Origin of the sequence: Mycobacterium sp., assembly GCF_035274705.1 — a bacterium.
Classification (GTDB): Bacteria; Actinomycetota; Actinomycetes; order Mycobacteriales; family Mycobacteriaceae; genus Mycobacterium.
Map to the genome: position 1 here is coordinate 1 of NZ_DATENY010000092.1, position 23,644 is coordinate 23,644.

At 65.4% G+C, this 23,644-nt stretch carries 27 protein-coding genes and 4 tRNA genes; 12 read left to right on the forward strand and 19 right to left on the reverse strand.

The features are described from left to right. Nucleotides 1–16 precede the first annotated feature (16 nt). Nucleotides 17–1,222 carry a pyridoxal phosphate-dependent aminotransferase gene (locus VJV41_RS19610; protein ID WP_325336728.1) on the forward strand — a complete coding sequence of 402 codons (1,206 nt, stop codon included), beginning with the start codon at nucleotides 17–19 and terminating at the stop codon, nucleotides 1,220–1,222. Here the strand turns inward: VJV41_RS19610 and VJV41_RS19615 are convergent. The 5 genes from VJV41_RS19615 to VJV41_RS19635 form a co-directional block, all read right to left on the reverse strand. Continuing rightward, entirely contained in the window at nucleotides 1,183–1,485 is a 303-nt protein-coding gene (locus VJV41_RS19615; protein WP_325336684.1) for a hypothetical protein, read from the reverse strand. The genes VJV41_RS19610 and VJV41_RS19615 overlap by 40 nt on opposite strands. A 206-nt stretch (nucleotides 1,486–1,691) precedes the next feature. After that, nucleotides 1,692–2,147 carry an SRPBCC family protein gene (locus tag VJV41_RS19620; protein ID WP_325336686.1) on the reverse strand — a complete coding sequence of 152 codons (456 nt, stop codon included), beginning with the start codon at nucleotides 2,145–2,147 and terminating at the stop codon, nucleotides 1,692–1,694. A 9-nt stretch (nucleotides 2,148–2,156) separates the two neighbouring features. Continuing rightward, on the reverse strand, nucleotides 2,157–2,600 hold the full coding sequence (locus tag VJV41_RS19625; protein ID WP_325336688.1) for an SRPBCC family protein: 444 nt from the start codon (nucleotides 2,598–2,600) through the stop codon (nucleotides 2,157–2,159). Between the two features lie 57 nt (nucleotides 2,601–2,657). Next, complete coding sequence (locus tag VJV41_RS19630; protein ID WP_325336690.1) at nucleotides 2,658–3,737, reverse strand: CaiB/BaiF CoA-transferase family protein; 1,080 nt, start codon at nucleotides 3,735–3,737, stop codon at nucleotides 2,658–2,660. Next, nucleotides 3,730–4,173 carry an SRPBCC family protein gene (locus VJV41_RS19635; protein WP_325336692.1) on the reverse strand — a complete coding sequence of 148 codons (444 nt, stop codon included), beginning with the start codon at nucleotides 4,171–4,173 and terminating at the stop codon, nucleotides 3,730–3,732. The genes VJV41_RS19630 and VJV41_RS19635 overlap by 8 nt, the downstream gene beginning before the upstream one ends. 32 nt (nucleotides 4,174–4,205) lie before the next feature. Here VJV41_RS19635 and VJV41_RS19640 point away from each other — a divergent pair, with 32 nt between their 5' ends. The 3 genes from VJV41_RS19640 to VJV41_RS19650 all read left to right on the forward strand — a co-directional run bounded on the left by VJV41_RS19640 (nucleotide 4,206) and on the right by VJV41_RS19650 (nucleotide 5,299). Beyond that, nucleotides 4,206–4,649, forward strand: coding sequence for a nuclear transport factor 2 family protein (locus tag VJV41_RS19640; protein ID WP_325336694.1), 444 nt, complete (start codon nucleotides 4,206–4,208; stop codon nucleotides 4,647–4,649). Nucleotides 4,650–4,734: 85 nt separating this feature from the next. Then, a complete protein-coding gene (locus VJV41_RS19645; RefSeq protein ID WP_325336696.1) occupies nucleotides 4,735–5,085 on the forward strand; it encodes a UBP-type zinc finger domain-containing protein in 351 nt (116 codons plus the stop codon). 46 nt (nucleotides 5,086–5,131) lie between these two features. Next, complete coding sequence (locus tag VJV41_RS19650; RefSeq protein ID WP_325336697.1) at nucleotides 5,132–5,299, forward strand: hypothetical protein; 168 nt, start codon at nucleotides 5,132–5,134, stop codon at nucleotides 5,297–5,299. Nucleotide 5,300: 1 nt separating this feature from the next. Here the strand turns inward: VJV41_RS19650 and VJV41_RS19655 are convergent, their stop codons facing one another. Continuing rightward, nucleotides 5,301–6,281 carry an NAD-dependent epimerase/dehydratase family protein gene (locus VJV41_RS19655; protein ID WP_325336698.1) on the reverse strand — a complete coding sequence of 327 codons (981 nt, stop codon included), beginning with the start codon at nucleotides 6,279–6,281 and terminating at the stop codon, nucleotides 5,301–5,303. 106 nt (nucleotides 6,282–6,387) lie between these two features. Between VJV41_RS19655 and VJV41_RS19660 the strand changes: the two genes are divergently transcribed. Next, a complete protein-coding gene (locus tag VJV41_RS19660) occupies nucleotides 6,388–7,752 on the forward strand; it encodes a wax ester/triacylglycerol synthase family O-acyltransferase (protein ID WP_325336699.1) in 1,365 nt (454 codons plus the stop codon). On the opposite strand, the gene VJV41_RS19665 is transcribed toward VJV41_RS19660, so the two are convergent. After that, a complete protein-coding gene (locus VJV41_RS19665; protein ID WP_325336700.1) occupies nucleotides 7,749–9,308 on the reverse strand; it encodes an NAD(P)/FAD-dependent oxidoreductase in 1,560 nt (519 codons plus the stop codon). The two genes, VJV41_RS19660 and VJV41_RS19665, sit on opposite strands and share 4 nt — an antisense overlap. Before the next feature lie 53 nt (nucleotides 9,309–9,361). Continuing rightward, on the reverse strand, nucleotides 9,362–9,967 hold the full coding sequence (locus VJV41_RS19670) for a TetR/AcrR family transcriptional regulator (protein ID WP_325336701.1): 606 nt from the start codon (nucleotides 9,965–9,967) through the stop codon (nucleotides 9,362–9,364). Between the two features lie 70 nt (nucleotides 9,968–10,037). Here VJV41_RS19670 and VJV41_RS19675 point away from each other — a divergent pair, with 70 nt between their 5' ends. Genes VJV41_RS19675 through VJV41_RS19690 form a run of 4 tightly spaced genes read left to right on the forward strand, consistent with a single transcriptional unit; the run spans nucleotide 10,038 to nucleotide 12,238 of the window. Next, on the forward strand, nucleotides 10,038–10,526 hold the full coding sequence (locus VJV41_RS19675) for a DUF2834 domain-containing protein (protein ID WP_325336702.1): 489 nt from the start codon (nucleotides 10,038–10,040) through the stop codon (nucleotides 10,524–10,526). Between the two features lie 25 nt (nucleotides 10,527–10,551). Next, nucleotides 10,552–11,340 carry an MBL fold metallo-hydrolase gene (locus tag VJV41_RS19680; RefSeq protein WP_325336704.1) on the forward strand — a complete coding sequence of 263 codons (789 nt, stop codon included), beginning with the start codon at nucleotides 10,552–10,554 and terminating at the stop codon, nucleotides 11,338–11,340. Nucleotides 11,341–11,352: 12 nt separating this feature from the next. After that, nucleotides 11,353–11,775, forward strand: coding sequence for an SRPBCC family protein (locus VJV41_RS19685; RefSeq protein WP_325336705.1), 423 nt, complete (start codon nucleotides 11,353–11,355; stop codon nucleotides 11,773–11,775). Nucleotides 11,776–11,782: 7 nt separating this feature from the next. Then, nucleotides 11,783–12,238, forward strand: a complete 456-nt coding sequence (locus tag VJV41_RS19690; RefSeq protein ID WP_325336707.1) for an ester cyclase — start codon at nucleotides 11,783–11,785, stop codon at nucleotides 12,236–12,238. Here VJV41_RS19690 and VJV41_RS19695 read toward each other — a convergent pair. The 3 genes from VJV41_RS19695 to VJV41_RS19705 form a co-directional block, all read right to left on the reverse strand. Next, nucleotides 12,235–13,104 (reverse strand): SDR family NAD(P)-dependent oxidoreductase, encoded by an 870-nt coding sequence (locus VJV41_RS19695; RefSeq protein ID WP_325336709.1) that lies wholly within the window; start codon nucleotides 13,102–13,104, stop codon nucleotides 12,235–12,237. The genes VJV41_RS19690 and VJV41_RS19695 overlap by 4 nt on opposite strands. After that, nucleotides 13,101–14,015, reverse strand: coding sequence for an alpha/beta hydrolase (locus VJV41_RS19700; RefSeq protein WP_325336710.1), 915 nt, complete (start codon nucleotides 14,013–14,015; stop codon nucleotides 13,101–13,103). The genes VJV41_RS19695 and VJV41_RS19700 overlap by 4 nt, the downstream gene beginning before the upstream one ends. 73 nt (nucleotides 14,016–14,088) lie before the next feature. Next, nucleotides 14,089–15,435, reverse strand: a complete 1,347-nt coding sequence (locus VJV41_RS19705; protein ID WP_325336711.1) for a cytochrome P450 — start codon at nucleotides 15,433–15,435, stop codon at nucleotides 14,089–14,091. Nucleotides 15,436–15,585: 150 nt separating this feature from the next. Here VJV41_RS19705 and VJV41_RS19710 point away from each other — a divergent pair, with 150 nt between their 5' ends. Continuing rightward, entirely contained in the window at nucleotides 15,586–17,082 is a 1,497-nt protein-coding gene (locus tag VJV41_RS19710) for an NAD(P)/FAD-dependent oxidoreductase (protein WP_325336712.1), read from the forward strand. 116 nt (nucleotides 17,083–17,198) lie between these two features. On the opposite strand, the gene VJV41_RS19715 is transcribed toward VJV41_RS19710, so the two are convergent. The 6 genes from VJV41_RS19715 to VJV41_RS19740 all read right to left on the reverse strand — a co-directional run bounded on the left by VJV41_RS19715 (nucleotide 17,199) and on the right by VJV41_RS19740 (nucleotide 20,487). After that, nucleotides 17,199–17,846 carry a TetR/AcrR family transcriptional regulator gene (locus tag VJV41_RS19715; RefSeq protein WP_325336713.1) on the reverse strand — a complete coding sequence of 216 codons (648 nt, stop codon included), beginning with the start codon at nucleotides 17,844–17,846 and terminating at the stop codon, nucleotides 17,199–17,201. 54 nt (nucleotides 17,847–17,900) lie between these two features. Further along, complete coding sequence (locus VJV41_RS19720; RefSeq protein ID WP_325336714.1) at nucleotides 17,901–18,521, reverse strand: class F sortase; 621 nt, start codon at nucleotides 18,519–18,521, stop codon at nucleotides 17,901–17,903. Further along, nucleotides 18,445–19,467, reverse strand: coding sequence for a hypothetical protein (locus VJV41_RS19725; RefSeq protein WP_325336715.1), 1,023 nt, complete (start codon nucleotides 19,465–19,467; stop codon nucleotides 18,445–18,447). The genes VJV41_RS19720 and VJV41_RS19725 overlap by 77 nt, the downstream gene beginning before the upstream one ends. 720 nt (nucleotides 19,468–20,187) lie before the next feature. Then, nucleotides 20,188–20,264, reverse strand: a tRNA-Phe gene (locus VJV41_RS19730). 40 nt (nucleotides 20,265–20,304) lie between these two features. Then, a tRNA-Asp gene (locus VJV41_RS19735) sits at nucleotides 20,305–20,381 on the reverse strand. Between the two features lie 33 nt (nucleotides 20,382–20,414). Further along, nucleotides 20,415–20,487: transfer RNA gene (locus tag VJV41_RS19740), tRNA-Glu, on the reverse strand. A gap of 122 nt (nucleotides 20,488–20,609) precedes the next feature. Here VJV41_RS19740 and VJV41_RS19745 point away from each other — a divergent pair. After that, nucleotides 20,610–20,682 (forward strand) — tRNA-Lys (locus VJV41_RS19745). A gap of 289 nt (nucleotides 20,683–20,971) precedes the next feature. Further along, a complete protein-coding gene (locus tag VJV41_RS19750) occupies nucleotides 20,972–21,967 on the forward strand; it encodes a hypothetical protein (protein ID WP_325336716.1) in 996 nt (331 codons plus the stop codon). 53 nt (nucleotides 21,968–22,020) lie between these two features. On the opposite strand, the gene VJV41_RS19755 is transcribed toward VJV41_RS19750, so the two are convergent. Beyond that, entirely contained in the window at nucleotides 22,021–22,386 is a 366-nt protein-coding gene (locus VJV41_RS19755) for a group 1 truncated hemoglobin (RefSeq protein WP_325336717.1), read from the reverse strand. A gap of 79 nt (nucleotides 22,387–22,465) precedes the next feature. Next, nucleotides 22,466–23,623, reverse strand: coding sequence for a serine/threonine-protein kinase (locus tag VJV41_RS19760; RefSeq protein WP_325336718.1), 1,158 nt, complete (start codon nucleotides 23,621–23,623; stop codon nucleotides 22,466–22,468). Between the last annotated feature and the right edge of the window lie 21 nt (nucleotides 23,624–23,644).

Sequence of the window (23,644 nt, forward strand, 5' to 3'; positions counted from 1 at the left end):
CCTAGGCTGGTCGACCATGACGGTGCGGCGGCTGCAGCCCTATGCGGTCACGATCTTCGCCGAGATGTCGGCGCTGGCCGCCCGCATCGGCGCGGTAAACCTTGGCCAGGGCTTCCCCGATGAGGACGGTCCGCCGGCGATGCTCAAGACCGCGGAGAATGCGATCGCCGAGGGCGTCAACCAGTACCCGCCCGGTCTGGGCATCGCGCCGCTGCGGGAAGCCATCGCCGCGCAACGCATGCGCCATTTCGGCACGGAGTACGACCCCGAGACCGAGGTCCTCGTCACGGTCGGCGCGACAGAAGCCATCGCGTCGACAATTCTCGGACTCGTCGAACCCGGCTCCGAGGTGTTGTTGATCGAGCCGTTCTACGACTCCTATTCGCCGGTGATCGCGATGGCCGGATGCGAAAGGCGGGCCGTGCCGTTGCTGCCCGACGGCCGTGGTTTCAGAATCGACGTCGACGGCCTGCGGCGCGCGGTCACGCCCAAAACCAAGGCCTTGGTCGTCAACTCCCCGCACAACCCGACCGGAATGGTGGCCTCCGACGACGAGCTTCGCGCGCTGGCGCAGCTTGCCGTCGACGCCGACCTGCTGGTGATCACCGACGAGGTCTACGAGCATCTGGTGTTCGACGCGCATCGCCACCTGCCCTTGGCCAACTACCCGGGGATGGCCGACCGTACCGTCACCATCTCCAGTGCGGCCAAGATGTTCAACTGCACCGGCTGGAAGATCGGATGGGCTTGCGGTGCAGCAGAACTCATCGCCGGCGTTCGTGCCGCCAAGCAATACCTGTCCTATGTCGGCGGCGCGCCGTTTCAGCCCGCGGTGGCCCAGGCGCTCAACACGGAAGAGGCGTGGGTAGCAGCACTGCGGGAGTCCTTACAGGCCAAGCGCGACAAGCTCGGAAACGCCTTGGCGGAGTTGGGGTTCGAAGTGCACGACAGCTTCGGCACTTATTTCCTGTGCGCCGACCCGCGCCCGCTGGGCTACCACGACAGTACCCAGTTCTGCGCCGAGCTACCTGAACGCACCGGCGTGGCGGCGATCCCGATGTCCGCGTTCTGCGACCCGGGTGCCGACCATGCCGACGCGTGGAATCATTTGGTGCGGTTCGCTTTCTGCAAACGTGATGAGACGTTGGACGAGGCGATCCGCCGGCTCGCGGTGTTAAAGGGTCACTCGTCGTGGTTGTCGTCGCAGGAGACCGTCACGTAGACGGTACCGACCTGTGCGGGCGTCAGCGGCTTGCCCGCCGAGTTGGTCCCCGACAGTCCGGAAACCTGGGTCGTGACGCATGCCGATAGCGGCGCGTTCTGGTCGCCGTTTATCTGCACGGTATACCCTTGTGCCTGTAGTTGATTGACGGCGTCAGCAGCGTTCGAACCTCCAGTGGGAGCTGCCGCGGCCGTACCGGCCAATCCCAGTGTGGCCAAAGCCAAGATTCCGAATGTCGCTGTGCCGATTGCCAAACCTCGCATGATCGAACTCCTTTCACTGGTAGGTAGCTGTGGTGGTTACAGCTCGCTACCGAAAGGATCGATCTGTCGACGCCAGAAGTCGTCAACGCTGGCATCCAATTAGCGATGGACGCTAGCTGGTAGTGCACAGCGAGGCGGCGGGCCCAGAGCGCTTCGGAGCCTGTGGATCCACCGGGCTGAGCACGACCTCGGTCCGCTATTCCGATCTACTCGGCGTGATCGGAAGGCTTGCCGCGCAGCGCCCTGCTCCGCACTCCCTCGGTGGCGGCGTCGATGATCGTCTTCCCGGCCCGCTTGATGAAGAAGTCCGGGATGAGCGAATCGGGCTCGACCGTGATGTCGACCGTCACCACGGTGGATGTGCCGGTGTGGTCAGGCCGAAGTGTGTACTCGACGTGTTGAGCGTACTGCTGCCTGGTGGGTTCGGCGTCCCACACCAACCAGTCTGGGCCCCAGCGAAATTCGAGGATTTCCTCGTCTGACAGCCCGAGCACTTTGACCGCGAGACGCACATGGTGCGGGCGGCCGTCGGCGTACCTGTCGAGGACCTCCGCCTGCCGGTAGGCCGACGAGGACAGCAGGGACTCCGCGTCAGCCAGCGCATCCACGATGGCTTCCGGCGGCGCATCGATCACGAGCTTGCGTGATGTCCTGACGGCCATGGCGCCGACCTAAGACGCCCGTTTCTCCATGACGCGCTTGCGCAGGCTTTCGGTCGCCACGTCGAGCACGATCTTCTTGGCCCGCCTGATGATGAACTCGGGGATCGGCGCCGCCAGGTCCATGATGATGTCGAACCGCACGCGCGTCTTGTGGTCGCCCTCCGGGGTGAGGTTGTACTCGCCGTGCTGGCCGCGCTGCCGGAACGTCTCGTGGGCGTCCCACACCATCCAGCGCTCGCCCCAGTGATACTCGAGCACCTCCTTGTCGGTGATGCCCATGATCTTCAGCGTCGCCTTCACGTGGTGCGGGCGGCCGTTGGGATACCGGTCGAGCACCTCGGCTTGCTTGTGCAGTGTCGACCATGACGGGACGGTTTCGATGTCGGCGAGCGCATCCAGGATCGCCTCGAGCGGTGCCTCGAAGACGACTTCTCTGGATGCTCGAAGGGCCATGATGGCAAATCCTAGTTAACGGCCGGGCCTCGCGCAGGCGATTACCTAGCTAATTTCTCACCAACCGATCTCGTCGATGGATGTGGTGACTTTGGGCGGTGCGCCGACGGGCCCTGGCGGCGTTCGGGAGAATCGCGGGGCCGGTGCCGCCTGGTCTACGCCGTTGGCCGTCACCAGAGTTGAGCGACCCCGCAGATGTTCGTTCTGCGCGGCCTCAGCCCATGTGAGCACTGGTGTGACACACGCGTCGGTGACCGCGAAGATCTCCGTCCACTCGTCGCGGGTCTTGATGGCAAACCGCTCCGTGAAGAGCTTGTGCATGTCCGGAAACGACGCCGCGTCCATCTGATGCGGCAATTCGTCGGCCGACAGACCCAGACCGTCGAGCAGCTGCGCATAGAACTGCGGCTCGATCGCCCCGACGGCCATGTACTTGCCGTCGGAGGTTTCGTACGTGCGATAGAACGGCGCGCCACCGTCGAGCAGAAACGACTCTCGCTCATCATTGAGCGTGCCGACGGACTTCATCGTCCACGCCATCTGCGACAGGATGGACACTCCGTCGACCATCGCGGCGTCGATCACCTGCCCCTTCCCTGAACGCTCCCGCTCGTACAGCGCGGAGACGATGCCGAGCAGAACGAACATCGACCCGCCGCCGAAGTCGGCGACGAGGTTGAGCGGCGCCACGGGCGGGCGGTCGCGATAGCCGATCGCCGACAATGCGCCGGTCTGCGAGAGGTAGTTGATGTCGTGGCCGGCGATCGTCGCGTACGGACCGTCCTGACCCCAGCCGGTGATGCGCGCGAAAATCAGCCGCGGGTTCACCGCCTCGCAGTCGTCGGGCCCGATGCCCAATCGCTCACACGTGCCGGGCCGGAAACCGTCGAGCAGCACGTCCGCCCTGGCCGCAAGATCCAGCAGTGCCTGCGGGTCCTTCTTCACGTCGAGGTCGACGACGCGCTTGCCTCGGTGCAGCAGGTCGACGTCTTCGGCCGGCATCTGCAATCCGCCGGGTCTGCGCACTCGCACCACGTCGGCGCCGAGGTCGGACAGCACCATCGCGGCATGCGGGCCCGGTCCGATGCCGCCGAGTTCGATCACCTTGACCCCGGCCAGGGGTCCAGCGTCAGCCACCCTTCTTGACCTTCAGCACCTGCTTGCGCAGGCCGTCGGTGGCGGTCTCCATCGCGCCTTTCATCGCGCGTTTGAGGATGAAGCCTGGTAGCGGCACCGAGGGGTCGACCGTGATCTCGAAACGCAGCTTGGTCTTGTCGCCGTCGGGCGTCAGCGTGTATTTCGCGTCCTGCGAACGCAATTGGCCTGCGGAGACCAGCGTCCAGCTGGCACTGGTTTCGGTCCAGGTGTACTCGACGACCTGCTCGTCAGTCAGGCCGGCCGCCTTGACTTTCATCTTGACTCGCTTGGGCCTGCCGTCGTCGTAGGTCTCGAGGACCTCGGCGCTCTGGTATTGCGACGACCAGCTGGGCGTCGACTCGACGTCGGCGATGACGCCGAGGATTTCCTCGGGCGTTGCTTCGATGGTGACTTCGCGGGAATCGCTGGTAGCCATGGCGCGACCATAGCTGGTTTACGGTTCAAGTCATGGAGCTTTGGGAGCTAGTGGCTCGCGAACGAATCAGGGATACGCTCGCCCGCTACAACTGGTCCGGGGACGCGCTTCGACTCGACGAGCTAGCCCAAAGCTTTTGTGACGATGGCGAGCTGGAGCTCCGCGACCGCGAGCCTGTCCGCGGCCGGGCGGCGATCGTCGAGCTTCTCGGCGGAGCCGTCGCAGCACCGAACACGACGGCGGAAGCCTCCGGGGTGAGGCGCATCGTGCGGCACAACTTGACGAACATCCGCTTCACCGATGTGACGCCGGACGCGGCACGAGTCGCCTGCTATTTCAGCGTCTTCACCGAGATCGGTTTCGACCACCACGGCCGCTACCGAGACGTTTTCGTTCCCGTCAGCGATGACTGGCTGATCCGTCATCGTTTCGTCTCGGTGGATTGGAACGCACCGAACTCGACAATGGCGCGCTAACCGGGAGTTGTCACAGAGCGCGGAATGTGCGCGCCGAACCAAAGCAGCTGCTGCACCGCAAGTATCGCCGGTAGGCTCGCAAGCCATGAGCCCGGACGTCGACCCTACGGTTCCACCGAGCGGCACAGGTTGCCTCGAATGCGACGAAGTCGGCGGATGGTGGGTGCATCTGCGCCGATGCGCGGCCTGCGGGCACATCGGGTGCTGCGACGACTCGCTGGCGCGGCACGCGTCGGCGCATTGGCGCGAAACCGGACATCCCATCATCCGCTCGTTCGAACCGGGCGAGGACTGGTTCTGGAACTACGACACGAATGAGTATTACGACGGACCGGAACTCGCTGCGCCCGAATGCCATCCGTCCAACCAGCCTGCACCTGGACCCGCCGACAGGGTGCCCAAAGACTGGGTCGCACAACTGCGTAACCGCGCCTGAGGACGCGCCGACGTTTCCGTGCCCGGCGACGGGGTAGTCAGTACCAGTGAACAGCAACAAGCCCAAGACCGCCGAATCCGGCACGGGCGCAACGGGCGCGGACGACGACGTCCAGAGTGACCCGGCCAAGGGTAGCGAGGATCGCGCCGACTGGTCCGACGAAGGCGGCGCCACGCCGGGCGGCCCGGCCGACACCGGCGACCATACGCAGTGAGCTAGAGCGACGCCACCAACGCCGACAATGTCTCGGCGGCGGTGTATTTCGGCGTCCACCCCAGCTGGGACCTGGCCTTGGCGGTGTCCATCACCACCGATGTACGGCCCACATGAAGCCACTCCAGCGCGGACGGCACGAACGGCAGGCGGGCGACGACCTCTGAAGCCGTCGACACCGCGATCCTGGGCACGCGGATCGGGCGGGCGCCCAGCGCGTCGGCGACATCCGACATCGACAACACACCGTCGCCGGCGATGTTGTACGCGCCCGGCGGGGCGGAAGTCGTTGCCGCCAAAGCGATTGCCGCAGCCACATCGTCGTGATGAACCAACTGCAACGGAGTGCCCGGATCGGGGAACGGCGGTTTGAGCAACGGTAGTGCCTGGGTGAACCGCTTCACCGGACCGGGTAACTGGTTCCACGGCATCGCCTCGGCCAACGCCGGCGCCTTCGGCCCTGCCACGATGCACGGCCGCAGCACGTACACCTCCAGCGGCGAGCCGGCGGTGATCTCCTCCAGCGCGGCCTCGCACGCCGCCTTCTGCTCCGAGTAATAGTGCTCGGGCGACCCGCGCGGCGGCACGTCCTCGGCAATCGGGACCGGATTGTCGGAGTGATAGCCGTAGGCCGCCACCGACGATGTGTACACCAGCCGACGCGGACGCGCGGCGGCGACCGTCGCCTCGAAAACGTTGCGCGTGCCGTCCAGGTTCACGCGGGCGCTCTCCTCGCGGGAACCCATGATGATGAATGCCAGATGGATCACCACATCTGCATCGGCGACCAGCGCATCCACGGCGTCGCGATCCAGGATGTCGCCCTGCTGATATTCGGTTCGGGTCCAGCCATGGGCCGCCGGATCGAACGAGCGGCGGGCCATGCCGATGATGCGCTCGACCTCGGGGGCACGCTCCAAGGCCTCGACGGCCGAGACGCCGATCTCCCCCGTCGGCCCGGTGACGGCCACGGTCAGTCCCACCTCGCGGTGGTTCCCCTCCGGCGACAGCGCGAAACCGAAACGACCAAAGGTTGGTGTATCGCGTCATCCGGGCATAGAAAGGGGCAGACCCACAGAGGAGTGCATCATGAAGCTGATCTCGCCGACGGATTCGATATTCCTGCTGGGTGAGTCGCGAGAGCACCCCATGCATGTCGGCGGCCTGGGTCTATATGAGCCCCCCGACGGCATCTCGGGGTCGGACTTCCTACGCGAACTCCATCAGGACATGATCGCCCACCAGGATTTCCAGCCGACGTTCCGCAAGCACCCGGCCACTCTCTTCGGTGGGATCGCCAACATCGGGTGGACGTTCGACGATGAAGTCGACCTCGACTATCACCTCCGCCGGTCCGGACTGCCCGCGCCGGGCCGCGTCCGCGACTTGCTGGAGCTGACGTCGCGGCTGCACGGCACGCTGCTCGACAGGCACCGCCCGCTGTGGGAAGCCCATCTGGTCGAAGGCCTCAGCGACGACCGGTTCGCGGTGTACGTCAAGTTCCACCATGCCCTGATCGACGGGGTGTCGGCACTCAAGCTGACGCAGCGCACGCTGTCCCCCGACCCGAGCGACACCGAGGTGCGAGTGCCGTGGAATCTGCCGCCCAAGCGGCGGCCATCGCCACCCGACGATTCGTCGCTGTTTCAGACGGTGACTCGGACGGCAGGGTCGGTCGCGGCGCTGGCGCCCTCGACGCTGTCGCTGGCTCGCGCCGCGCTTCTCGAACAACAGCTGACGTTGCCGTTCGGCGCGCCGCGCACCATGTTCAACGTGCCGATCGGCGGAGCGCGCCGAGTCGCCGCACAGTCCTGGTCCCTGGACCGCGTCAAGCGCATCAAACAGGCAGCGGGCGTGACCGTCAACGACGTCGTGCTCGCGATGTGCGCCGGCGCGCTGCGCCACTACCTCATCGAGCAGAACGCGCTGCCCGACGCACCGTTGATCGCGATGGTTCCGGTGAGCCTGCGCACCGAGGCCGACGCCGACAGCGGCGGCAACATGACCGGTGTGCTGCTGTGCAATCTCGCGACAGACACGGAGGATCCGGCCAAACGCCTTGACGCAATCAGCACCTCGATGCGCGAGAACAAGGAGGTGTTCACCCAGCTGCCCAAGATGCAGGCGCTGGCGCTTTCGGCGCTGCTGATGTCGCCGATGGCGCTCACGGTCCTTCCCGGCTTCATGTCCTACGCCCGGCCGCCGTTCAACATCGTCATTTCGAACGTCCCGGGTTCACGTGAGCCGCTGTACTGGAAGGGCGCGCGTCTGGACGGCAACTATCCGCTGTCGATCGCCCTCGACGGCCAGGCGCTCAACATCACGCTGTGCAACAACGCCGACAATCTGGACTTCGGACTCGTCGGCTGCCGGCGCAGCGTGCCGCACTTGCAGCGCCTTCTCGGCCATCTCGAGGACTCGCTGAAGGAACTGGAACGCGCGGTCGGCGTTTAGGAGTCGGCGAGCGCCGCCTTCGCGGCGTTGTATCCCGGGACGAACGTGATGCCTGGGCCGCCGTGGCAGCCGGCACTGGCCAGGTACAGGCCGTCGATCGGAAGCGGTTGATCCACATAGCCTTTCGGCCCCGGCCGATTGACACCTATCTGGTCGGGGTGGATCAGACCATGGCAGTAGTCGCCTCCCGGCGCGCCGAACATGGTGCCCATGTGTTTGGGGGTGAACGTGGTGTGCCGGATGATGAGGCTTTCGAAGTTCGGTGCGAGCTTGGTGATCTTCTCGATCACCCGTCGTCCCATCTCCACCTTCATCTCCCCGTAGCCACTCCCACCCTCCTCAATCGGGAACCACAGCGAGAATGCGGACGCCGCGTGCTTGCCGGGTGGGGCCAGCCCCGGGTCGTTGACGGACGGGATCTGCAATGCGATCGACGGGTCGGCGGGAACGATCCCGCGACGGCAGTCCTCCCACTGCTGCTGCAACTCCTCGGGCGTACTGAAAATGCCGATGTTCGACTGCATTTCGGGATCGTTGAGCAGTTCGTACGGTGCCGCGAACTCCGGTATGCCGTCGAGCGCAAAGTGCATCTGCAAGTAGCTGCCGCGGTGGTCGACGCGAGAGAACCGCTCGCGAATGTCGGGCGGCACCGCGTTCGAGTCGACCAGACCATTGATCGTGAGGTCCGGCGCTATACCGGAGATGACGATCGGCGCGCTGAGCTCCGAGCCGTCCTCGAGGCGGACGCCGGTGACGCGGCCGTCTGCAACCAGGATCTCGTCGACCTTGCTGCGCAGCCGCAATTCTCCTCCGCTGGAGGCGAATACGTCGCACAGATGCGACGTGAGTGCGCCGATGCCGCCCCGCAGCTTCTTGACGAGCAGCGCGTTCTCGTCCGGGACGGCGAACCCGTAGGCCAGCGCCGCGGCGGTGCCGGGAGTCGCCGGCCCGCGGTACGTGGTGTTGCACGCCAGCAGCGACAGCATGCCGCGCAGTGCGCCGTTCTTCTCTTTGTCCGGCAGGTAGCGGTCGATCACGTCGGTGACGGATCCGAACAGCAAGTCGGTGATCGTCGAGCGTTCGAATTCGTTTGTCGCGCAGGCATACATCTCATCAATGGTTTTCGGCGGCTGGCCGGCCTCAAACCTGCCCAACGCCCGCGTCGGCGCCTGACACCAGGCCATCAGACCGGCCATCCCGTTGACGGCCTCCGCGCCGTGCACCTCGTTGATGTGCGTCAGCAGCTTCATCGGATCGGTGTAGTAGACGAGCGGTTCGTCGCCGACGCCGCGCAGCGATACCGACATCACATCGAGGTCGACGGTCGGCAGCTCGTCGAGGCCGAGTTCACGGCTCACGGTGGCCGACGTCGGGATCTGCACCGAGCCGGCGATCTCGAACTTGTAGCCGTCGAAGAGCTCCACCGTCGAGGCCATCCCGCCGGCGTAGAGCTTGGAATCAAGACACAGTGTGCTCAACCCGGCACGCTGCAGAAGGGTGGCCGCGGTCAATCCGTTGTGGCCCGCACCGATGACAATCGCGTCATAATCCGCCATCGGCTGAGGCTGACACGGGCACCCAAGTTTTGTCAATAATGACGAAACTTGAGTCAGGACGAATAGCCGATTCCGGTACCGATCGTCTCTAGTGCTTCCTCGCACAGCCGCGCCAACTCGGGCAGCGAGCGGTCCTCACTGAGCATCCAGACTTCCATCGCGCCGAAGACGGCGGCCGCGATACACCGCGCGGTCACCGTGATCCGCATCCGCTCATCTGTGCCCGGCGCGGGTGCGTCGTCTCGGGCGAGGTGCTCCTCGATCGCTTCGGCGAAGTCGGCTTCGACCTGGCGAATGTGCCGGACGATGCGGCTCGGGTCGAGTTCTTGGGCCCGCAACGCGGCGATCTGGGTCACGGCCCAGTCGTCGTACGGCCTGGCCATGATCGCCGACTGCACCGACTCGATGATCGACTCGTCGGGCGAACTGGACGCCAGTGCGGCCCGAAACCAATGCAGGCCCGCGTCGTAGTCGGCGAACAGCAAGTCGTGTTTGGAAGTGAAGTGGCGGTAGAAGGTCCGAAGCGACACCCCGGCATCGGCGGCGATCTGCTCGGCCGTCGTTTCCTCCACGCCCTGGGCGATGAATCGCACCAGCGCCGACTGCCGCAACGCCTCCCGGGTGCGCTCGCTGCGGGCTGTCTGCGCAGGCCGAACCATGTGCGTAAAGTACCCCACCCGCTGAAATGTCAATATTGACAAAACTTCGGCGAGTGGCGAGACTCCCGCTATGGTGTCCCTTTCCGTGCACGCGCTCCTCGGCGTCCTCACATTCGTGTTCATCGTCAGGTCGAATCCCGCGATTTTCGCGCGCTTTCAGACGGGCCCACAGGCTTCCGCGCTGGAGGTCTTCTACTACGTCGTCGGCATCTCCTCGATCGTGCTGGGGTATTACTTCAACTACCACTACGTGCAGGAATACGCGACCCCGTCGTCCAACCCGATATGGGGCCCGGGAAGCTGGCAGGAGTTCATCGCACTCGGATACGTCAACCCCGCCGCCGCTTCGGCGAGCCAGGATTACACGATCATGAGCCTGCTCATCTTCCCGGTCTTCGCGGTCGTCGACGGACGCCGGCGCGGCATCAAACACGCGTGGCTGTACATCGGGTTCATCCTGTTCGGCAGCTCCGCCTCGGCGTGGGCGTTCTACCTGGCGATCGCCGAACGGCAGCGCCGCCACCAGAAGTCCGCGGTGGCCGTCGACTCTCGCGCCTGAGGCCCGTATCCGTCAAACTGCAGTTGTGAAGGTTCACCACCTCAACTGCGGAACCATGCATCCCCCCGGCACCAACGGGATGGTCTGCCATGTGCTGCTCATCGAGGGCGACAACTATCTGGTTCTGATCGACACCGGCTTCGGGTCTCACGATTGCGACGACCCGGCGCGGCGCGTGGGACCGACGCGTCGGTTCATTCGGCCGATGCTTCGTCACAACGAATCGGCTGCCCGCCAGGTTGAGCTGCTCGGCTTTCGCCGCGAGGACGTTCGCCACATCGTCGTTACGCACTTCGACGCCGACCACATCGGCGGCCTCTCTGACTTTCCCGACGCCGAGGTACACGTCACCGCCGCCGAAGCGCTCGGTGCAATGAAGGCCCCGTCGCTCCGCGAGAGAATTCGCTTCCGTGCCGCCCAATGGGCGCACGGCCCCAAAATCGTGGAGCACACGCCCGACGGTGAGAAGTGGCGGGGCTTCGCCGCGGCGAAGGAGCTCGACCAGATATCACCGGGCATCGCGATGATTTCGCTGCCTGGCCACACCCGCGGCCATGCCTGTGTGGCCGTCGACGCCGGCCACCGCTGGGTGTTCCATTGCGGCGACGCCTTCTACCACCCCGGTACCGTCGACGGAACCTCACCGGTTCCGCGCGTGGTCACGGTGATGGAGCCGATGATCGCCTTCGATCGAAAACAGGTGCAGGACAACCACGCCCGGCTCGCCGAGCTTTACCGGCGCAAAGAACCCGATCTGTTCATGATCTGCTCCCACGACCCATCTCTCTACGAGCAGGCCCGCGCCACCGCCTAGGCAGGAGATTTGATGCAAGCCACATCGCACGCCACCGTCGTCGCTTCCATCGACGTCGTGTGGGACACGCTCACCGATCACGTCGGCATGAGCAGCTGGGGTCCGGGTGTCACCGTGACGATGGACGAGGTCGGCTCGGCCGAGGCCAACGGCGTAGGAGCCGTGCGCCGTATCGCGACACCGGGTCCAGGTCCGGACATAGTCGAAGAAGTCGTCACCTTCCAGCCGCCGCACGTGTTCGCTTATAAAGCGTTGTCCGGCACGCCTTTTCCGGGATATACCGGCGAAGTCCGGCTGACCGACGAGGATTCGCAGACCCGCATCACCTACACGATCTCGTCGACGGCCACCTTCCCGTTGGTCAAGGCCCCTCTCGCGGTCATCTGTCAGGTGCTGCTTCGCCTTCTCACCCGCGCCGCAACCAAAGCTAGTTAGGAGGACCATGATCACCGACGACTTGAGGCAGCGTCGCCTCGCGGTTATTCGAGAGCACATGGACACCGAGGTGACCAAGGAATTCGACGCGACACTGGCCACCTTCAACGGTCATCCGCACTACGAGATCATGGCCACCGGCCAGGTCTTCGACGGCGACGACGAAGTGATGGGCTACTACCGCACGACTCGAACGGCATTCCCCGACCAGCGGCATGACAACGCCCGCTTCCACGTTGCCGACGATGCCGTCATCGTCGAATTCGACCTGCTCGGAACGAATCTCGGCGAGTTCTACGGTTTACCGCCCACCGGCAAGGCGTTTCGCGTACCTGTCATCGCGGTGTTCTACTTCGAGGGCGACCGGATCATCAACGAGCGTATCTACTTCGATACGGCAAGCCTGGTCACACAGATCGGCCGTAGCGAATTGCTCGCGCTTGTCGGCGAACCCGACCCTTAGACGGAAACGTCCTGCGCGGTCGCTTGACTACGCCTTCTGAGGAAGCCTTCGACCCGGCCGAGCAGATCGTAGTAATGCGTCGGCGCGATGCGGCCGAGCACGTCGAACATGTACGCATCGGGCCCCACGAGGATGCGCGCCTTGCCCGCTTCCACGCCGCGATGGATGATCTCGGCGGCCTTATCCGGCTCCGTCATCGTGATCGCCGCGAACTCCTGCGCCATCTGCTCCTGGGAGCGGCCGCGTCCTTCGGGATCCTTGCGGAACCGCGCGTTGCGGACGATGTTGGTGTTGATGCCGCCCGGGTGCACATTGATGGCGGTGACACCTGTCCCCCGCAACTCTTGCCGCAGCGAATCGGTAAACCCGCGAACCGCGAATTTGGCCGAACAGTAAGCGCTTTGGTTGGGCATTCCGGCCAACCCGAATACGCTCGAGGTGTTGACGATGGCGCCCTCATCCTGTTCGACCAGAATCGGCAGGAACGCGCGGGTGCCATTGACTACGCCGTGGAAATTGATGTCCCACAGCCAGTTGTCGTCCTCGGGATTCGACTCGAGCACACTGGAGGTGACGGCCACACCGGCATTGTTGAACACCGCGCCGATCGGCTTCGGCGCCCACTCGCGGACCTCGCCGGCGAAGTCGCGCTGCGCGTCGGCGTCGCGGACGTCGAGCATCCGCACCAACGCCGGTCCGGGCAGCGAGGATTCAGTCTCCTTCAAGGCCGTCTCGTCGATGTCCGTGATGGCAACCGGGCAGCTGTGCGCCGAAAGCCGTTGCGCCAGAGCACGGCCGATGCCTGATGCGGCGCCGCTGATGACGACGGTACGTCCACTGATGGTTCTGCGTTGCGTCTTGCTCATGCGTGCTCCTCGAGTTCGGCGGGCGTGACGGCCGCCTGGATGGTGTGCTCGGTGATCAGGTCGATGACTCGCCCCCATGCCCCCAGAGGTAGGTCGTGACCGAGGCCTTCGATCGTCTCCAGGCGGGCGCCGGGGATGGCACGGGCGGTTGCCGCGCCGCCAGTGGGATGGACCATGCGGTCGCGGTCGCCATGGATGACAAGAGTGGGCACGTCGATGTGGCCTATCTCGGCGCTGCGGTCGCCCGATGCGAAGATGCCGGCCAGTTGCCGGACGATGCCGCCCGTTGTGGGGTCGCGGTCCCATCCGATTCCGGCGGTCTCGCGCACGGCATGCTCATCGAACGGGAATCCATGAGAGCCGATGTGGGAGAACATGTTCGCTGCGCGGTCCATTGCCTCGGCCCGTGTTCGCGGCGGCCGCGACGTCATCATCCGGCGCCAGGTCGACAGCGCCGGGCGACCGAGCCGCGGCGCGCCGGTCGTCGACATGATCGACGTGAGGGTGCGGACCCTGCCCGGATAGTGCGCGGCGACCGTCTGGGCGATCATCCCGCCCATCGATATCCCGACCAGATGCGCATCGCGGTACCCGAGTACGTCGAGCAGTCCGATCGTGTCGCGCGCCATGTCGCCGAGGTGATATTGGTGGCGGCCTGCGCCTCGGAACATCGCCACGGGATTCGGCGGCGGATAGTTCATGTGAGTGGACCGGCCGGCGTCACGGTTGTCGAACCGTGTCACCCGGTACCCGCGCCCCGCCAGCGCGCTGACGAAATCGCCTGGCCATGAATGCAACTGCTGTCCGAGGCCGGCGATCAGCACGATGGACGGGTCCGCGGGATCGCCGGTCTGGTCGTAGCACAGTTCGATGCCACGGCCGACGTCAACGACGGCTTCGGCTGGCCTCATTGCTCGACTCCCGCTCGCTCCGGTCCTCGTTCGTTCCTCGCTGCGATCCTCACTCGCGATCGTCTTCGCGGCCTCATGCCGATACCCGCTGCTCGTTCCGGGCCGCCGACGCCTGCCGGCGGTAAACGACGGCACGGCCGCCGCGCGCCGGCGCCATGGCGATGCCGCGGGAATGCAGTCTCTCGCCGGGCGCATACGTGGTACCGAACTCGAACTCGCGCAGCAGTGTGCGCAGCGTGACGTTCATCTCCATATTGGCGAACGCGGCGCCGATACACCGGCGGACACCGCCGCCGTACGGGATCCAGGCATAGTTGTCCGGCGGGTTGCCGACGAATCGGTCCGGATTGAACACCTTGGCATCGGGGAAGCTGATCTCCGACGCGTGCGCAAGCGAGATGCTCGCCAGCACGGCGTGACGTTCGGGAATCACCCACTTCCCCAGCCGGATACGTGTCTTGGTCAGTCGGGCGGTGCCGTTGATGACCGGTCGCGTCCGCTGTACTTCCCAGATCGTGGCCTGCCGCAATTGTGCGCCTCCCGCATCCGCCTCGGCGGTCAGCCGGACAAGAAACCGCGGATGCCGGCGCAGCCGCTCGACGGCCCACGCCAGCGTCGTTGCCGTGGTTTCGTGGCCCGCCGCGAGCAGCGTCAGCAGCTCGTCGGCCACGTGGTCGTCGGAGATCGGCGCCCCGTCGTCGTAGCGGGCCTGCAGCATCAGCGCGAGCACGTCGTTGCGCTCCTCGAAGCCCGGATCGCGGCGGACATCGGAGATCAGCCGCTCGATGATCTCGTCATAGCGCCGACGGTGCGTCGTCAGCTTCCCGCCGGGGCTCCGCGGGCCGAAGTCGCGTCGAACGATGGGCGGCAGCACGGCCATTCGCGAGGCGTGCAGCACCATCGGCGGCAGCAGTTCGCGCAGTTCGTCCAGCGCGTCACCTTCGGCGCCGAAGACGGTTCGCAGGATCGCATTGAGGGTGATGCGCATCATCGACGGCAGCGTCTCGAACTCGCGGCCTTCCGGCCATGAAGCCGCTTCGCGCATGACCTCTTCTTCGATGATCTGCTCGTAGGCAGCCATCCGCTTGCCGTGGAAGGGCGGCACAAGGAGCTTGCGGCGTTCGCGGTGTTCTGCGCCTTCGAGGCTGAAGGTCGATCCCGGTCCGAACATCTCGCCGAGGACGCCCGCCCTGGCGATCAGATCGGTGTTTGTGGTGAATAGTTCCTTGATCAAGACCGGGTCGCTGACGACGACGGTCTCGCCGAAGATCGGCAGTCGCAGTGTGAAGGCAGACCCGTATCGCTTGGCCAGCGCGGCGACGGACTTCTCCCTGGCAGCGACGAAGGCGATGCCTTGCAGGATCTTCGGAATGCGCGGCGTGGGCGGCAGACGTACAGGATCGGTCGTCGCTTCGGCCATCTCGCCTCCTCGTTGGTACCTCAAGGTACCGATGACGGTACGCCTTAGTACCGATGGTGGTCAAGGCTCTTTGCACACGCGCCCAATAGTGGTACTGTCTGGTACCGAATGCGGTACTTGAGTGTACCGCCGAGCGACAGGTGGCACCCGATGACAAGTGAACCGATCGAACACACCGACGTGCTGATCGTCGGGGCGGGCCTGTCCGGCGTCGGCGCCGCCTGCCAACTGCGGCAAGCCCGGCCGCAGAAGTCCGTCGTCGTGCTGGAAGCCCGCGGCGCGGTCGGTGGCACCTGGGACCTGTTTCGCTACCCCGGCATCCGGTCGGACTCCGACATGTTCACGCTCGGCTACCGGTTCTCGCCGTGGACCGATCCCAAGGCGATCGCCGACGGGCCGAGCATTCTGCGCTACATCCACGACACCGCAGAGGCGTTCGGGGTGCACGACCTAATTAGGCTGAATCACCGTGTGGTGAAAGCAAATTGGGATAGTGACGAGGCACGCTGGACGGTCGCGGTGCACCGCACCGACACGGGCGAGACCGTGCTGTTCAGCTGCGCGTTTCTGTACGTCTGCTCCGGCTACTACCGCTACGACGAAGGCTTCAGCCCGAAATTCCCTGGCGCGCAGCGCTTCCACGGACCGATCATCCACCTGCAGCACTGGCCGGAGGATCTCGACTACCACGACAAGCGGGTGGTTGTTATCGGCAGCGGCGCGACGGCGGTGACGCTGGTCCCGACGCTCGCCGAATCGGCGGCTCACGTGACCATGCTGCAACGCTCACCCACCTACGTCGCGGCGCGGCCGGCCAGTGACGCGATCGCCGATCGATTGCGGGCGTGGCTCCCGCAGAAGCTGGCCTATGCGATCGTGCGGTGGAAGAACGCGCTGCAGGCGATCGCGACCTTCACGTTGAGCCGGCGACGGCCCGACTTGATGAAGTCGATGCTGCGCAAGGCGGCCATCAAGCAGCTGCCCGACGGTTATGCGGTGGACACCCACTTCGCTCCGTCGTACAACCCGTGGGACCAGCGGATGTGCTTGGTTCCCGACGGGGATCTGTTCACGGCGATCTCCGATGGCCGCGCCTCGGTCGTTACCGACCACATCGAGACGTTCACCGAAACCGGCATCCAGCTGCGCTCGGGCGCCGAACTGCAGGCCGACATCATTGTCAGCGCGACCGGCCTGAACCTGCTCGCGATCGGTGGCATGCAGCTCGAGGTCGACGGGCGGGCCGTGCAGCTGTCAGACACGGTGTCCTACAAGGGAATGATGCTTTCGGGCGTGCCCAACTTCGCATGGACCATCGGCTATACGAACGCATCGTGGACGCTCAAGGCGGACCTGGTGGCCGAGTACGTCTGCCGACTGCTCAAGCATATGGACGACAACGGCTACTCGGCGGTGACGCCGGATTCGAGTGATGCAACCGCGGTCAACCCGTTCCTCGACCTGGCGTCGGGCTATGTGCAGCGAGCCCTCGCCGACCTGCCCAGGCAAGGCGAGAAAACGCCGTGGCGCCTACACCAGAACTACGTGCGCGACGTCAGGTTGCTGCGCCGCGGCCCGATCGACGACGACGTCGTGTTCACCCCCACGGCAGCCGCGAGCGGCGCGCGCGTGAGGAGCGTCGCGTAGATGCGGGTCGAATGGGATGAAAGCCGTTGTGCGCTCTCGGGTTTGTGCACCGGCCCGGCGCCCGATGTGTTCCACGCTGCCGACGCCTGTCCTACACAAGCGATTCGCGTGGTCAACTAGTCCTCGTGCCTGCGCGGAGTGAGTAGGGCGATCGACGCGTCCACCGCTTCCTCGGTGATATCGCTCATCCGACCGCCCTCTTCGACGGTGCTCGCGGTCAGTTCGCGCAGGCCGCCGAGCAGCATGATGATCCGCTGCCGTGATACCGGACCAATGCCTGCGGCGCGGAACTCGTTAGTGGCGCCGAGCGCCTGGACCATCTCGACGAAGCTCTCCATCACGTCGCGTTGCAGGCGGCGAGCCTCGGCGCCCAGAGACGGCACGTCACGAATCCAGCTCAACATCAGTGAGGGCCGGGATTCACCCGACGAGATCCATGCCTCGACTGCCTGCCGGACCTGACTACGCCATGGCGCGTCCGCGTCGACCGCGGCCGAGATCTGGCTGACCTGCTCGGCATTCGCGTCGGTCAGCAGCACGATAAAGCAAGCTTCCCTACTCTCGAAGTGCTCGTAGAAAGTGCGTCGAGACGTCCTGGCCCGCCGCACGATATCGGCGACCGTCGTTCGCGGATAGCCATCCTCGGCGATGCAGGCCTCCAGCGCATCGAGCAGCCGCTGACGAAAGTTGCTCTTGTCGTCGTCGGCGCGCTGCTGCCGGGCAGCACTGGGCGCCGTCTTTGTCGTCGTCACGGGATACCTCATGTCACAGGCATCGTACTGCGACGTGCACAAACATCCCCGCAGCGCCGGCCGGATTCAGTGGTCTGTAGAAGAGGCGACGAGCTGGGCCTGCGCGAGGAAGTTCTTGTCCGTCGACGACCCGTCCGGGCCGAGAAGGCAGGTGACAAGCACCAGCCGGCCCGGAACCTTATCCATCACCTCGGGTGAATCCTGCACCTCACCGAACTTGGCATAGTTGACTGTTCGCTCGACCCGGTACGTCAGCGTGCCCGACGGCGTCGTCACCAGAACGTCATCGCCGACCGCGAGCTCTTGAAGGCGCGCGAACACACCTTGTCCGCCCGTGACCGCGTGGCCGATGATGAATACCGTTCCGTCCGAATCGGTTCCGGGCTTCGACCGGCATCCCACCCAGTAGGCCTCGTCGACCGTTGGCGGGTTGAGCACTGGACACTCCGAAGCCGCCATTTCCTGCACCACCGCCGTGAGTCCGAGCGCAGGTATCGACAGCCCTGTCGGTACGGCGCTCGGTACCGGCGGCGCGATCGGCGGCGCGATCGGTATCGGGGTAGCTACCCGAGACGCCTTGTGCGCTGAACTTGTTGGCGTGCTTGGGTGTTCAGCTCCGCAAGCTGGCGCGGAGAGGGCGAGAAGAAGCGCCATGACGCCGATGCCTGCCCGTCGGACGCTCCACATTCCGCCTCCACAAGATGTAGCCACCGCCGGCCGCGACGATGAACGCCGACACCACGATTGGGAACTCGCTGCCTGCGTCGCCTTCGTGGCGGCCGGTCAGGAATGTCAGTCCACCGCCGTACGACGCCGGCGTGTACACGGCGGGGCCGCCGCTCGCCAGGGCAATCGGCGCTCCTCCGCCGCCACCGCCGCCCCCGCCGCCAGGTGCGCCGCCGCCAACGGGCGGAACGGCGGGAAGGCCGAGCATCGGAGGTACGACCGGAGGAGCCGGCGGGACGGCCAGGCCGGGCACGTAGGGGCCGCAGCCTGCCTTGACTCGCGGCACGCCGGGGACTCCCGGGAAGAAAATCGGCAGTCCAAGACCGGGCTCCTCCTCATCGTCCGGCGGAGGTGGCGGAGGCGGCGGCGGAGGTGGCGGCTCGTGTTCGCACGTGCACCCTGCCCACCAATTCACCAACTGCCGCCACGGATCTTGAGGCGGGGCCGGATCGGCGGCCGCTGCAACCCTCGCGGTAGGCGCCGCGGCTTCCGAAGCCGAGGACGCGACGGGTGCCGCGGGCTCGCCGGCAGCGGCAGCTGCGGGTTTAACCGGAGCAGCAGGAGCTGCGGGTTCGGCCGGCGCCGCCGGCTGTGCACCGGTCGCCGCGCGACTGGTGCCAACTGGATGCTGAGTAGGCGCGCCGGTTCGCCCGTCGCCGAACACGGTCTTGATGAGCGACCCGATCGCTTCACCGACCGGATCTGACCCGGTCGTCGGTGGTGTCGTGGTCGCGCCTTCGGTCGTGCCGGTCGTACCCGTGGTTCCGGAAGTGCCGCCCGTCGTGTCACCGCCGGTAGCTCCAGACGTCCCGTCGTCGGCAAGCGCAACGGAAGGAAAGGCAATCAGGAAGGCGGTGGTTACAGACGCTGCCGCAACTGCGGGAAGGCGATTCGGTAGCTGAGCCATCTGTTCTTCCTTAGAGGTGGACGTCGATTGCGGCGGAGGGGATCCGCCGATGAGTACGTGGACTTCGGGAACGGATAGCCTGGGGTTTGCCCGCAGCCCAGGCTCAAGGCCCAGACCGGCACAAGGACGCCACACATTGACGCTGCGGCGAAACCTCACGAGGCACTGGATGAAAATAGCACGTATTGCGACAAGCGGGCAGTAAATGTTGGTTACGTGGCAAGTCGGTTGGACGTATTAATTAACGCCATCGTAGTTAATGGTTGCCCCGTGTCGATTTATCTATTGGCTAAGCCACCAACCGTTGCCACAACGCACTATAGCCTTGTTGAGCTGCCTTGTTCGACCTTCAGCATGTTGCCCGGTGGGATGCCCTTGGGATGCCCAAAGCAAAATCAACTGCCCTATTCTTGACCGGGTGATCGAGCAATCTCGCTAACTGGAACCTCGACGCTATTCGGATGTTTCGAATCAACAGACAACGTCTGGCGTTGCATACCGCTGTGGTCTTTTGTTCCCGGAAACCGCCAATTGGACTCGACCCGAGCCCCGAACGTCAGAAAATTTGCCTCGTACAAGTGAGGTCGGAACGGGGCGGTTGACTACGAAAAGATGGGTCGGCAGGCTCCCTGCGGCGGTATGCGTGGCACGAATTTGCCACATGCCCGGTTGTTTTCGAACGGTGCAAACGACGCACACGGCGCCGTGAGGAACAAACTGTGGTGGCCAGGGCCGGGATCGAACCGGCGACCTTCCGCTTTTCAGGCGGACGCTCGTACCAACTGAGCTACCTGGCCGGAAGGCACCCGTACCTCGAACCTAAGTGCCTCGCCAAACTGGCGACCCTGACGGGACTTGAACCCGCGACCTCCGCCGTGACAGGGCGGCGCGCTAACCAACTGCGCCACAGGGCCTTACTGTGCGACTCCATCGTACGGTGCCGCGCGTACCCCCTACGGGATTCGAACCCGCGCTACCGCCTTGAAAGGGCGGCGTCCTAGGCCGCTAGACGAAGGGGGCCCAGCCGAATCTCTCCGGGGTACTCGCAACGCAATGTCGTTGGGAGCCTCGATAGCTTAGGGTACCGGGACCCCAATCCTCAAACGAGCCGGCCGCCGGCAGGCAGTATCCTGTTGCATCGCGCCCCTATAGCTCAGTTGGTAGAGCTACGGACTTTTAATCCGCAGGTCGTAGGTTCGAGTCCTACTGGGGGCACTGAGAAACTGCATCGCTTCGGCTGATTCGTTGTTCCCGGGGTACAGGGCGCGCTGGAGTGGCCGTACGGCTCTTCCACCGGCCGCCCGTTCACAAGGCCCTTACTGGGCTGATCGGGTGGGAGTGGAAGGCGTCTTGGCTTACTATCGGCCACCATTCCTCCGCTTTGAAACAAATCGCGGCGGTCTGGCCGCTTCGTTCCGCTGCCGCTGCTCGATCGCAGATCCTCCCATCTGGAGCTGACTTCCCGCAGTAAAGTCAGGACGGATCATGCGCCCCGGAATGCTTCGTGTCTGAGTCGAACCCCCGCTACGTCTTTCTCTCCGGAGACGGCGAGGGGCTCGGGAATGCCGTTCTCCATCACCTGCTGCGAAGGGATCCGGAGATTCGGGTGATCGGCCTGTCGCGGCGGGCTCCGGAGGACGTCGAAGGATACGACGCTCGGGGCGGGGCCGAGCGGGCGCGCTACATCCATCTGCGCATCGATTTGAGCGACAAAGGACAGCGCGCGAAGGCGATCGCCGAGACCCTCGCGCTCGTTCGCGATGGCGGCGGCCGACTCGTTTCGCTCGTCCTGGTCAACGGCACCGGGTACTTCGACAACGACCTGCGAGCCGACCCCGCGCTGAACGACCGAATGGAAGTGCTCAACGTGACGGGGCCCGTCGATCTGGTGAAGGGCCTCGCCCCGCACTGCGAGGGCGATGCGCCCATCTTCTACTTCAGTGGCGTCCTCACCCTTCCCAGCATCCGCGACCCGGTGCTCCGCGGCCATGCCGCGTGCAAGAAGCGTGCCGTCGCCGCCCTCCGGGAGCTCCTCGGGGACCGGCTCAAGGTGATCATGCCCGGCGCGTACCGCACCGCAATGCTGACCAAGAACATCACGCGACAGGACGCTCTGCTGGAGTGGTACGCGGTCCCGATCGCCGATCCTTACGCGAGGGGCGGCCTACCCGACCTGGTCGCGAAATACGCGACGGTGGCGCATCACCGATGTGCCACCACCATCATTCGGCCGAGACTGAGCCGCCTGGCCGTCACGACCCACACCGCCGAGGAGTTCGCCGAGACGCTGCCCGCTGCGATTCGCCGGGCTGCGCGGGCGATCCTCGCCGATACCGGCCAGACGGATGCGCACCACAATGCCCGCGTCGACTATTTCAGCCGAAGGAAGTTGTACGGCGACGACTTTCCCTACGACCGCATCACCTCGGCGCACCTCTGGCCCGTCTGGCTGAGCCGCTCTTACGCGGCCTCACTCGGCGCCGCTCGCCTTCTGCACTGAGGTTTGCCACGGTCGTAGTCATGCCCCTCTGGGCTAGACCACAAAACGCCAGGTCAGGCGCTGCGGGCGGTGGCTATCTCGTCGGCCAGCGGTGCGACTGCCCCGATGATCTGGCCGATGATCTCCTCGGGCACACCGGCCGCCGTCAGGCTGTCGGCAAGGTGACCCGCCACCAAAGTGAAGTGGCGCATGGCGATTCCGCGGCCCTGATGCACTTGCCGCATGGGAGCGCCAGTGTATGGATCCGGGCCACCGAGCGCCGCCGCGAAGAACTCCACCTGCTTGCCCTTGAGCCGTGCCATGTTGGTCCCCGAGAAGAAACCCGCCAATTGATCGTCGGCCAGTACCCGGCCGTAGAAGTCCTCGACAACCGCCTCGAGTGCCTCGGCGCCGCCGATCTGCTCGTAAATGCTCGTCATGCGTATCCACGGAACGCCTGACCGATTGCAGCGCTATTGCCTGGGCGTAGCACCCACGCTAACAAGGCCTCACATCGTGTCAGTCGCCGTGCTTCGGCTTGTGGCCGTTGCCATTTCCGTTACCGCCGCCCTTCTTCGGGTTGGGCTGTTCGACCGGCGTCGTCGTCGGAGGCGGGGGCGGCGCCGCCAGCGACGTGGTGAGTGCCGTGGGCACCGACGTGCTCGTGCTGGCCGGTTCGGGCACCGGCGCCCGCGACGCCGTGTCGGCGATGAAGGCCGCGACGGCGATCACGATCGCGGCCAAAGCCGCCGCCAGACCGAGCAGCATTCGCGACCGGCTCCGCCGAACCTGCGGGGGCACCACCATGGTCGTCGGGTCGGGAAGCGGCGTGGCCAGGACCATGGTCGGCGGTCGGGTTCCGACCGGAGAGCCCCGGCCCGCAAGAGCTCCGCGCATCTCGGCAGCACTGCCGAACCTCCATTGCGGGTCGCGCGCCATCGCGCGTTCGACGACAGCCGCAAGCGCCGGATCCACGTCGGGCCGCAGCATGGTCAACGACGGCGGTGTGTCCTGGGCAATCGCGCGGGCGAGTTCGGGCAGGTTCTCCTGCGGGTACGGCCTGCGGCCCGTCAACGCCTCATAGCCGACGACGCCGAGCGCATACAGGTCGTCGGCCGCGGACGCCGGTCTGCCCGCGATACGTTCGGCGCTCAGATACGCCATCGTGCCGAAGACCCGGCCCGTCAGCGTGAGGACGGCGTCACCGCTCTTCGCGATGCCGAAGTCGGCGACCTTCGTCTCACCGAGATCGGTGAACAGAATGTTGGCCGGCTTGATGTCGCGATGCAGGATGCCGGCGGCATGCGCGGCCGCCAGGGCCGAGAGAACGTCGTCGAGAATTGTGCGCACCGTGCGCTGCGGCATCGGCCCGGCCGCGATCGCGTCGGCGAGCGTCCGCTCTGAAAGACGCTCCATCACGATGTAGGGCGTTCCGTTGTGCTCACCGCTGTCGTGCACGCAGACGATGTGCGGATGGTTGAGCACAGCCACGGCTCGCGCCTCGACCTCGAAGCGGCGACGGTTGTCGGGATCCGTGCTGAACAGCGGGTGCAGCAGCTTGATCGCCACGGGCCGACCCAGCCGGATGTCCCAGCCGTCGCGAACTTCGGCCATGCCGCCGCGCCCTAGAACCCCCCGCAGTTCATAGCGGCCGCCAAGAACCTCTGGCGCCTGCATATATGAAAGCTAGCCCGTCGG

What these genes read in the sequence shown, in the direction of transcription:
- VJV41_RS19685 (WP_325336705.1), top strand. Translation starts at nt 11,353, where the DNA reads ATGCAAGCCACATCGCACGCCACCGTCGTCGCTTCCATCGACGTCGTG.
- VJV41_RS19725 (WP_325336715.1), bottom strand. Translation starts at nt 19,467, where the DNA reads ATGGCTCAGCTACCGAATCGCCTTCCCGCAGTTGCGGCAGCGTCTGTA.
- VJV41_RS19700 (WP_325336710.1), bottom strand. Translation starts at nt 14,015, where the DNA reads ATGAGGCCAGCCGAAGCCGTCGTTGACGTCGGCCGTGGCATCGAACTG.
- VJV41_RS19675 (WP_325336702.1), top strand. Translation starts at nt 10,038, where the DNA reads ATGGTGTCCCTTTCCGTGCACGCGCTCCTCGGCGTCCTCACATTCGTG.
- VJV41_RS19625 (WP_325336688.1), bottom strand. Translation starts at nt 2,600, where the DNA reads ATGGCCCTTCGAGCATCCAGAGAAGTCGTCTTCGAGGCACCGCTCGAG.
- VJV41_RS19705 (WP_325336711.1), bottom strand. Translation starts at nt 15,435, where the DNA reads ATGGCCGAAGCGACGACCGATCCTGTACGTCTGCCGCCCACGCCGCGC.
- VJV41_RS19615 (WP_325336684.1), bottom strand. Translation starts at nt 1,485, where the DNA reads ATGCGAGGTTTGGCAATCGGCACAGCGACATTCGGAATCTTGGCTTTG.
- VJV41_RS19710 (WP_325336712.1), top strand. Translation starts at nt 15,586, where the DNA reads ATGACAAGTGAACCGATCGAACACACCGACGTGCTGATCGTCGGGGCG.
- VJV41_RS19610 (WP_325336728.1), top strand. Translation starts at nt 17, where the DNA reads ATGACGGTGCGGCGGCTGCAGCCCTATGCGGTCACGATCTTCGCCGAG.
- VJV41_RS19635 (WP_325336692.1), bottom strand. Translation starts at nt 4,173, where the DNA reads ATGGCTACCAGCGATTCCCGCGAAGTCACCATCGAAGCAACGCCCGAG.
- VJV41_RS19645 (WP_325336696.1), top strand. Translation starts at nt 4,735, where the DNA reads ATGAGCCCGGACGTCGACCCTACGGTTCCACCGAGCGGCACAGGTTGC.
- VJV41_RS19665 (WP_325336700.1), bottom strand. Translation starts at nt 9,308, where the DNA reads ATGGCGGATTATGACGCGATTGTCATCGGTGCGGGCCACAACGGATTG.
- VJV41_RS19715 (WP_325336713.1), bottom strand. Translation starts at nt 17,846, where the DNA reads ATGAGGTATCCCGTGACGACGACAAAGACGGCGCCCAGTGCTGCCCGG.
- VJV41_RS19695 (WP_325336709.1), bottom strand. Translation starts at nt 13,104, where the DNA reads ATGAGCAAGACGCAACGCAGAACCATCAGTGGACGTACCGTCGTCATC.
- VJV41_RS19720 (WP_325336714.1), bottom strand. Translation starts at nt 18,521, where the DNA reads ATGTGGAGCGTCCGACGGGCAGGCATCGGCGTCATGGCGCTTCTTCTC.
- VJV41_RS19755 (WP_325336717.1), bottom strand. Translation starts at nt 22,386, where the DNA reads ATGACGAGCATTTACGAGCAGATCGGCGGCGCCGAGGCACTCGAGGCG.
- VJV41_RS19690 (WP_325336707.1), top strand. Translation starts at nt 11,783, where the DNA reads ATGATCACCGACGACTTGAGGCAGCGTCGCCTCGCGGTTATTCGAGAG.
- VJV41_RS19660 (WP_325336699.1), top strand. Translation starts at nt 6,388, where the DNA reads ATGAAGCTGATCTCGCCGACGGATTCGATATTCCTGCTGGGTGAGTCG.
- VJV41_RS19670 (WP_325336701.1), bottom strand. Translation starts at nt 9,967, where the DNA reads ATGGTTCGGCCTGCGCAGACAGCCCGCAGCGAGCGCACCCGGGAGGCG.
- VJV41_RS19620 (WP_325336686.1), bottom strand. Translation starts at nt 2,147, where the DNA reads ATGGCCGTCAGGACATCACGCAAGCTCGTGATCGATGCGCCGCCGGAA.
- VJV41_RS19640 (WP_325336694.1), top strand. Translation starts at nt 4,206, where the DNA reads ATGGAGCTTTGGGAGCTAGTGGCTCGCGAACGAATCAGGGATACGCTC.
- VJV41_RS19760 (WP_325336718.1), bottom strand. Translation starts at nt 23,623, where the DNA reads ATGCAGGCGCCAGAGGTTCTTGGCGGCCGCTATGAACTGCGGGGGGTT.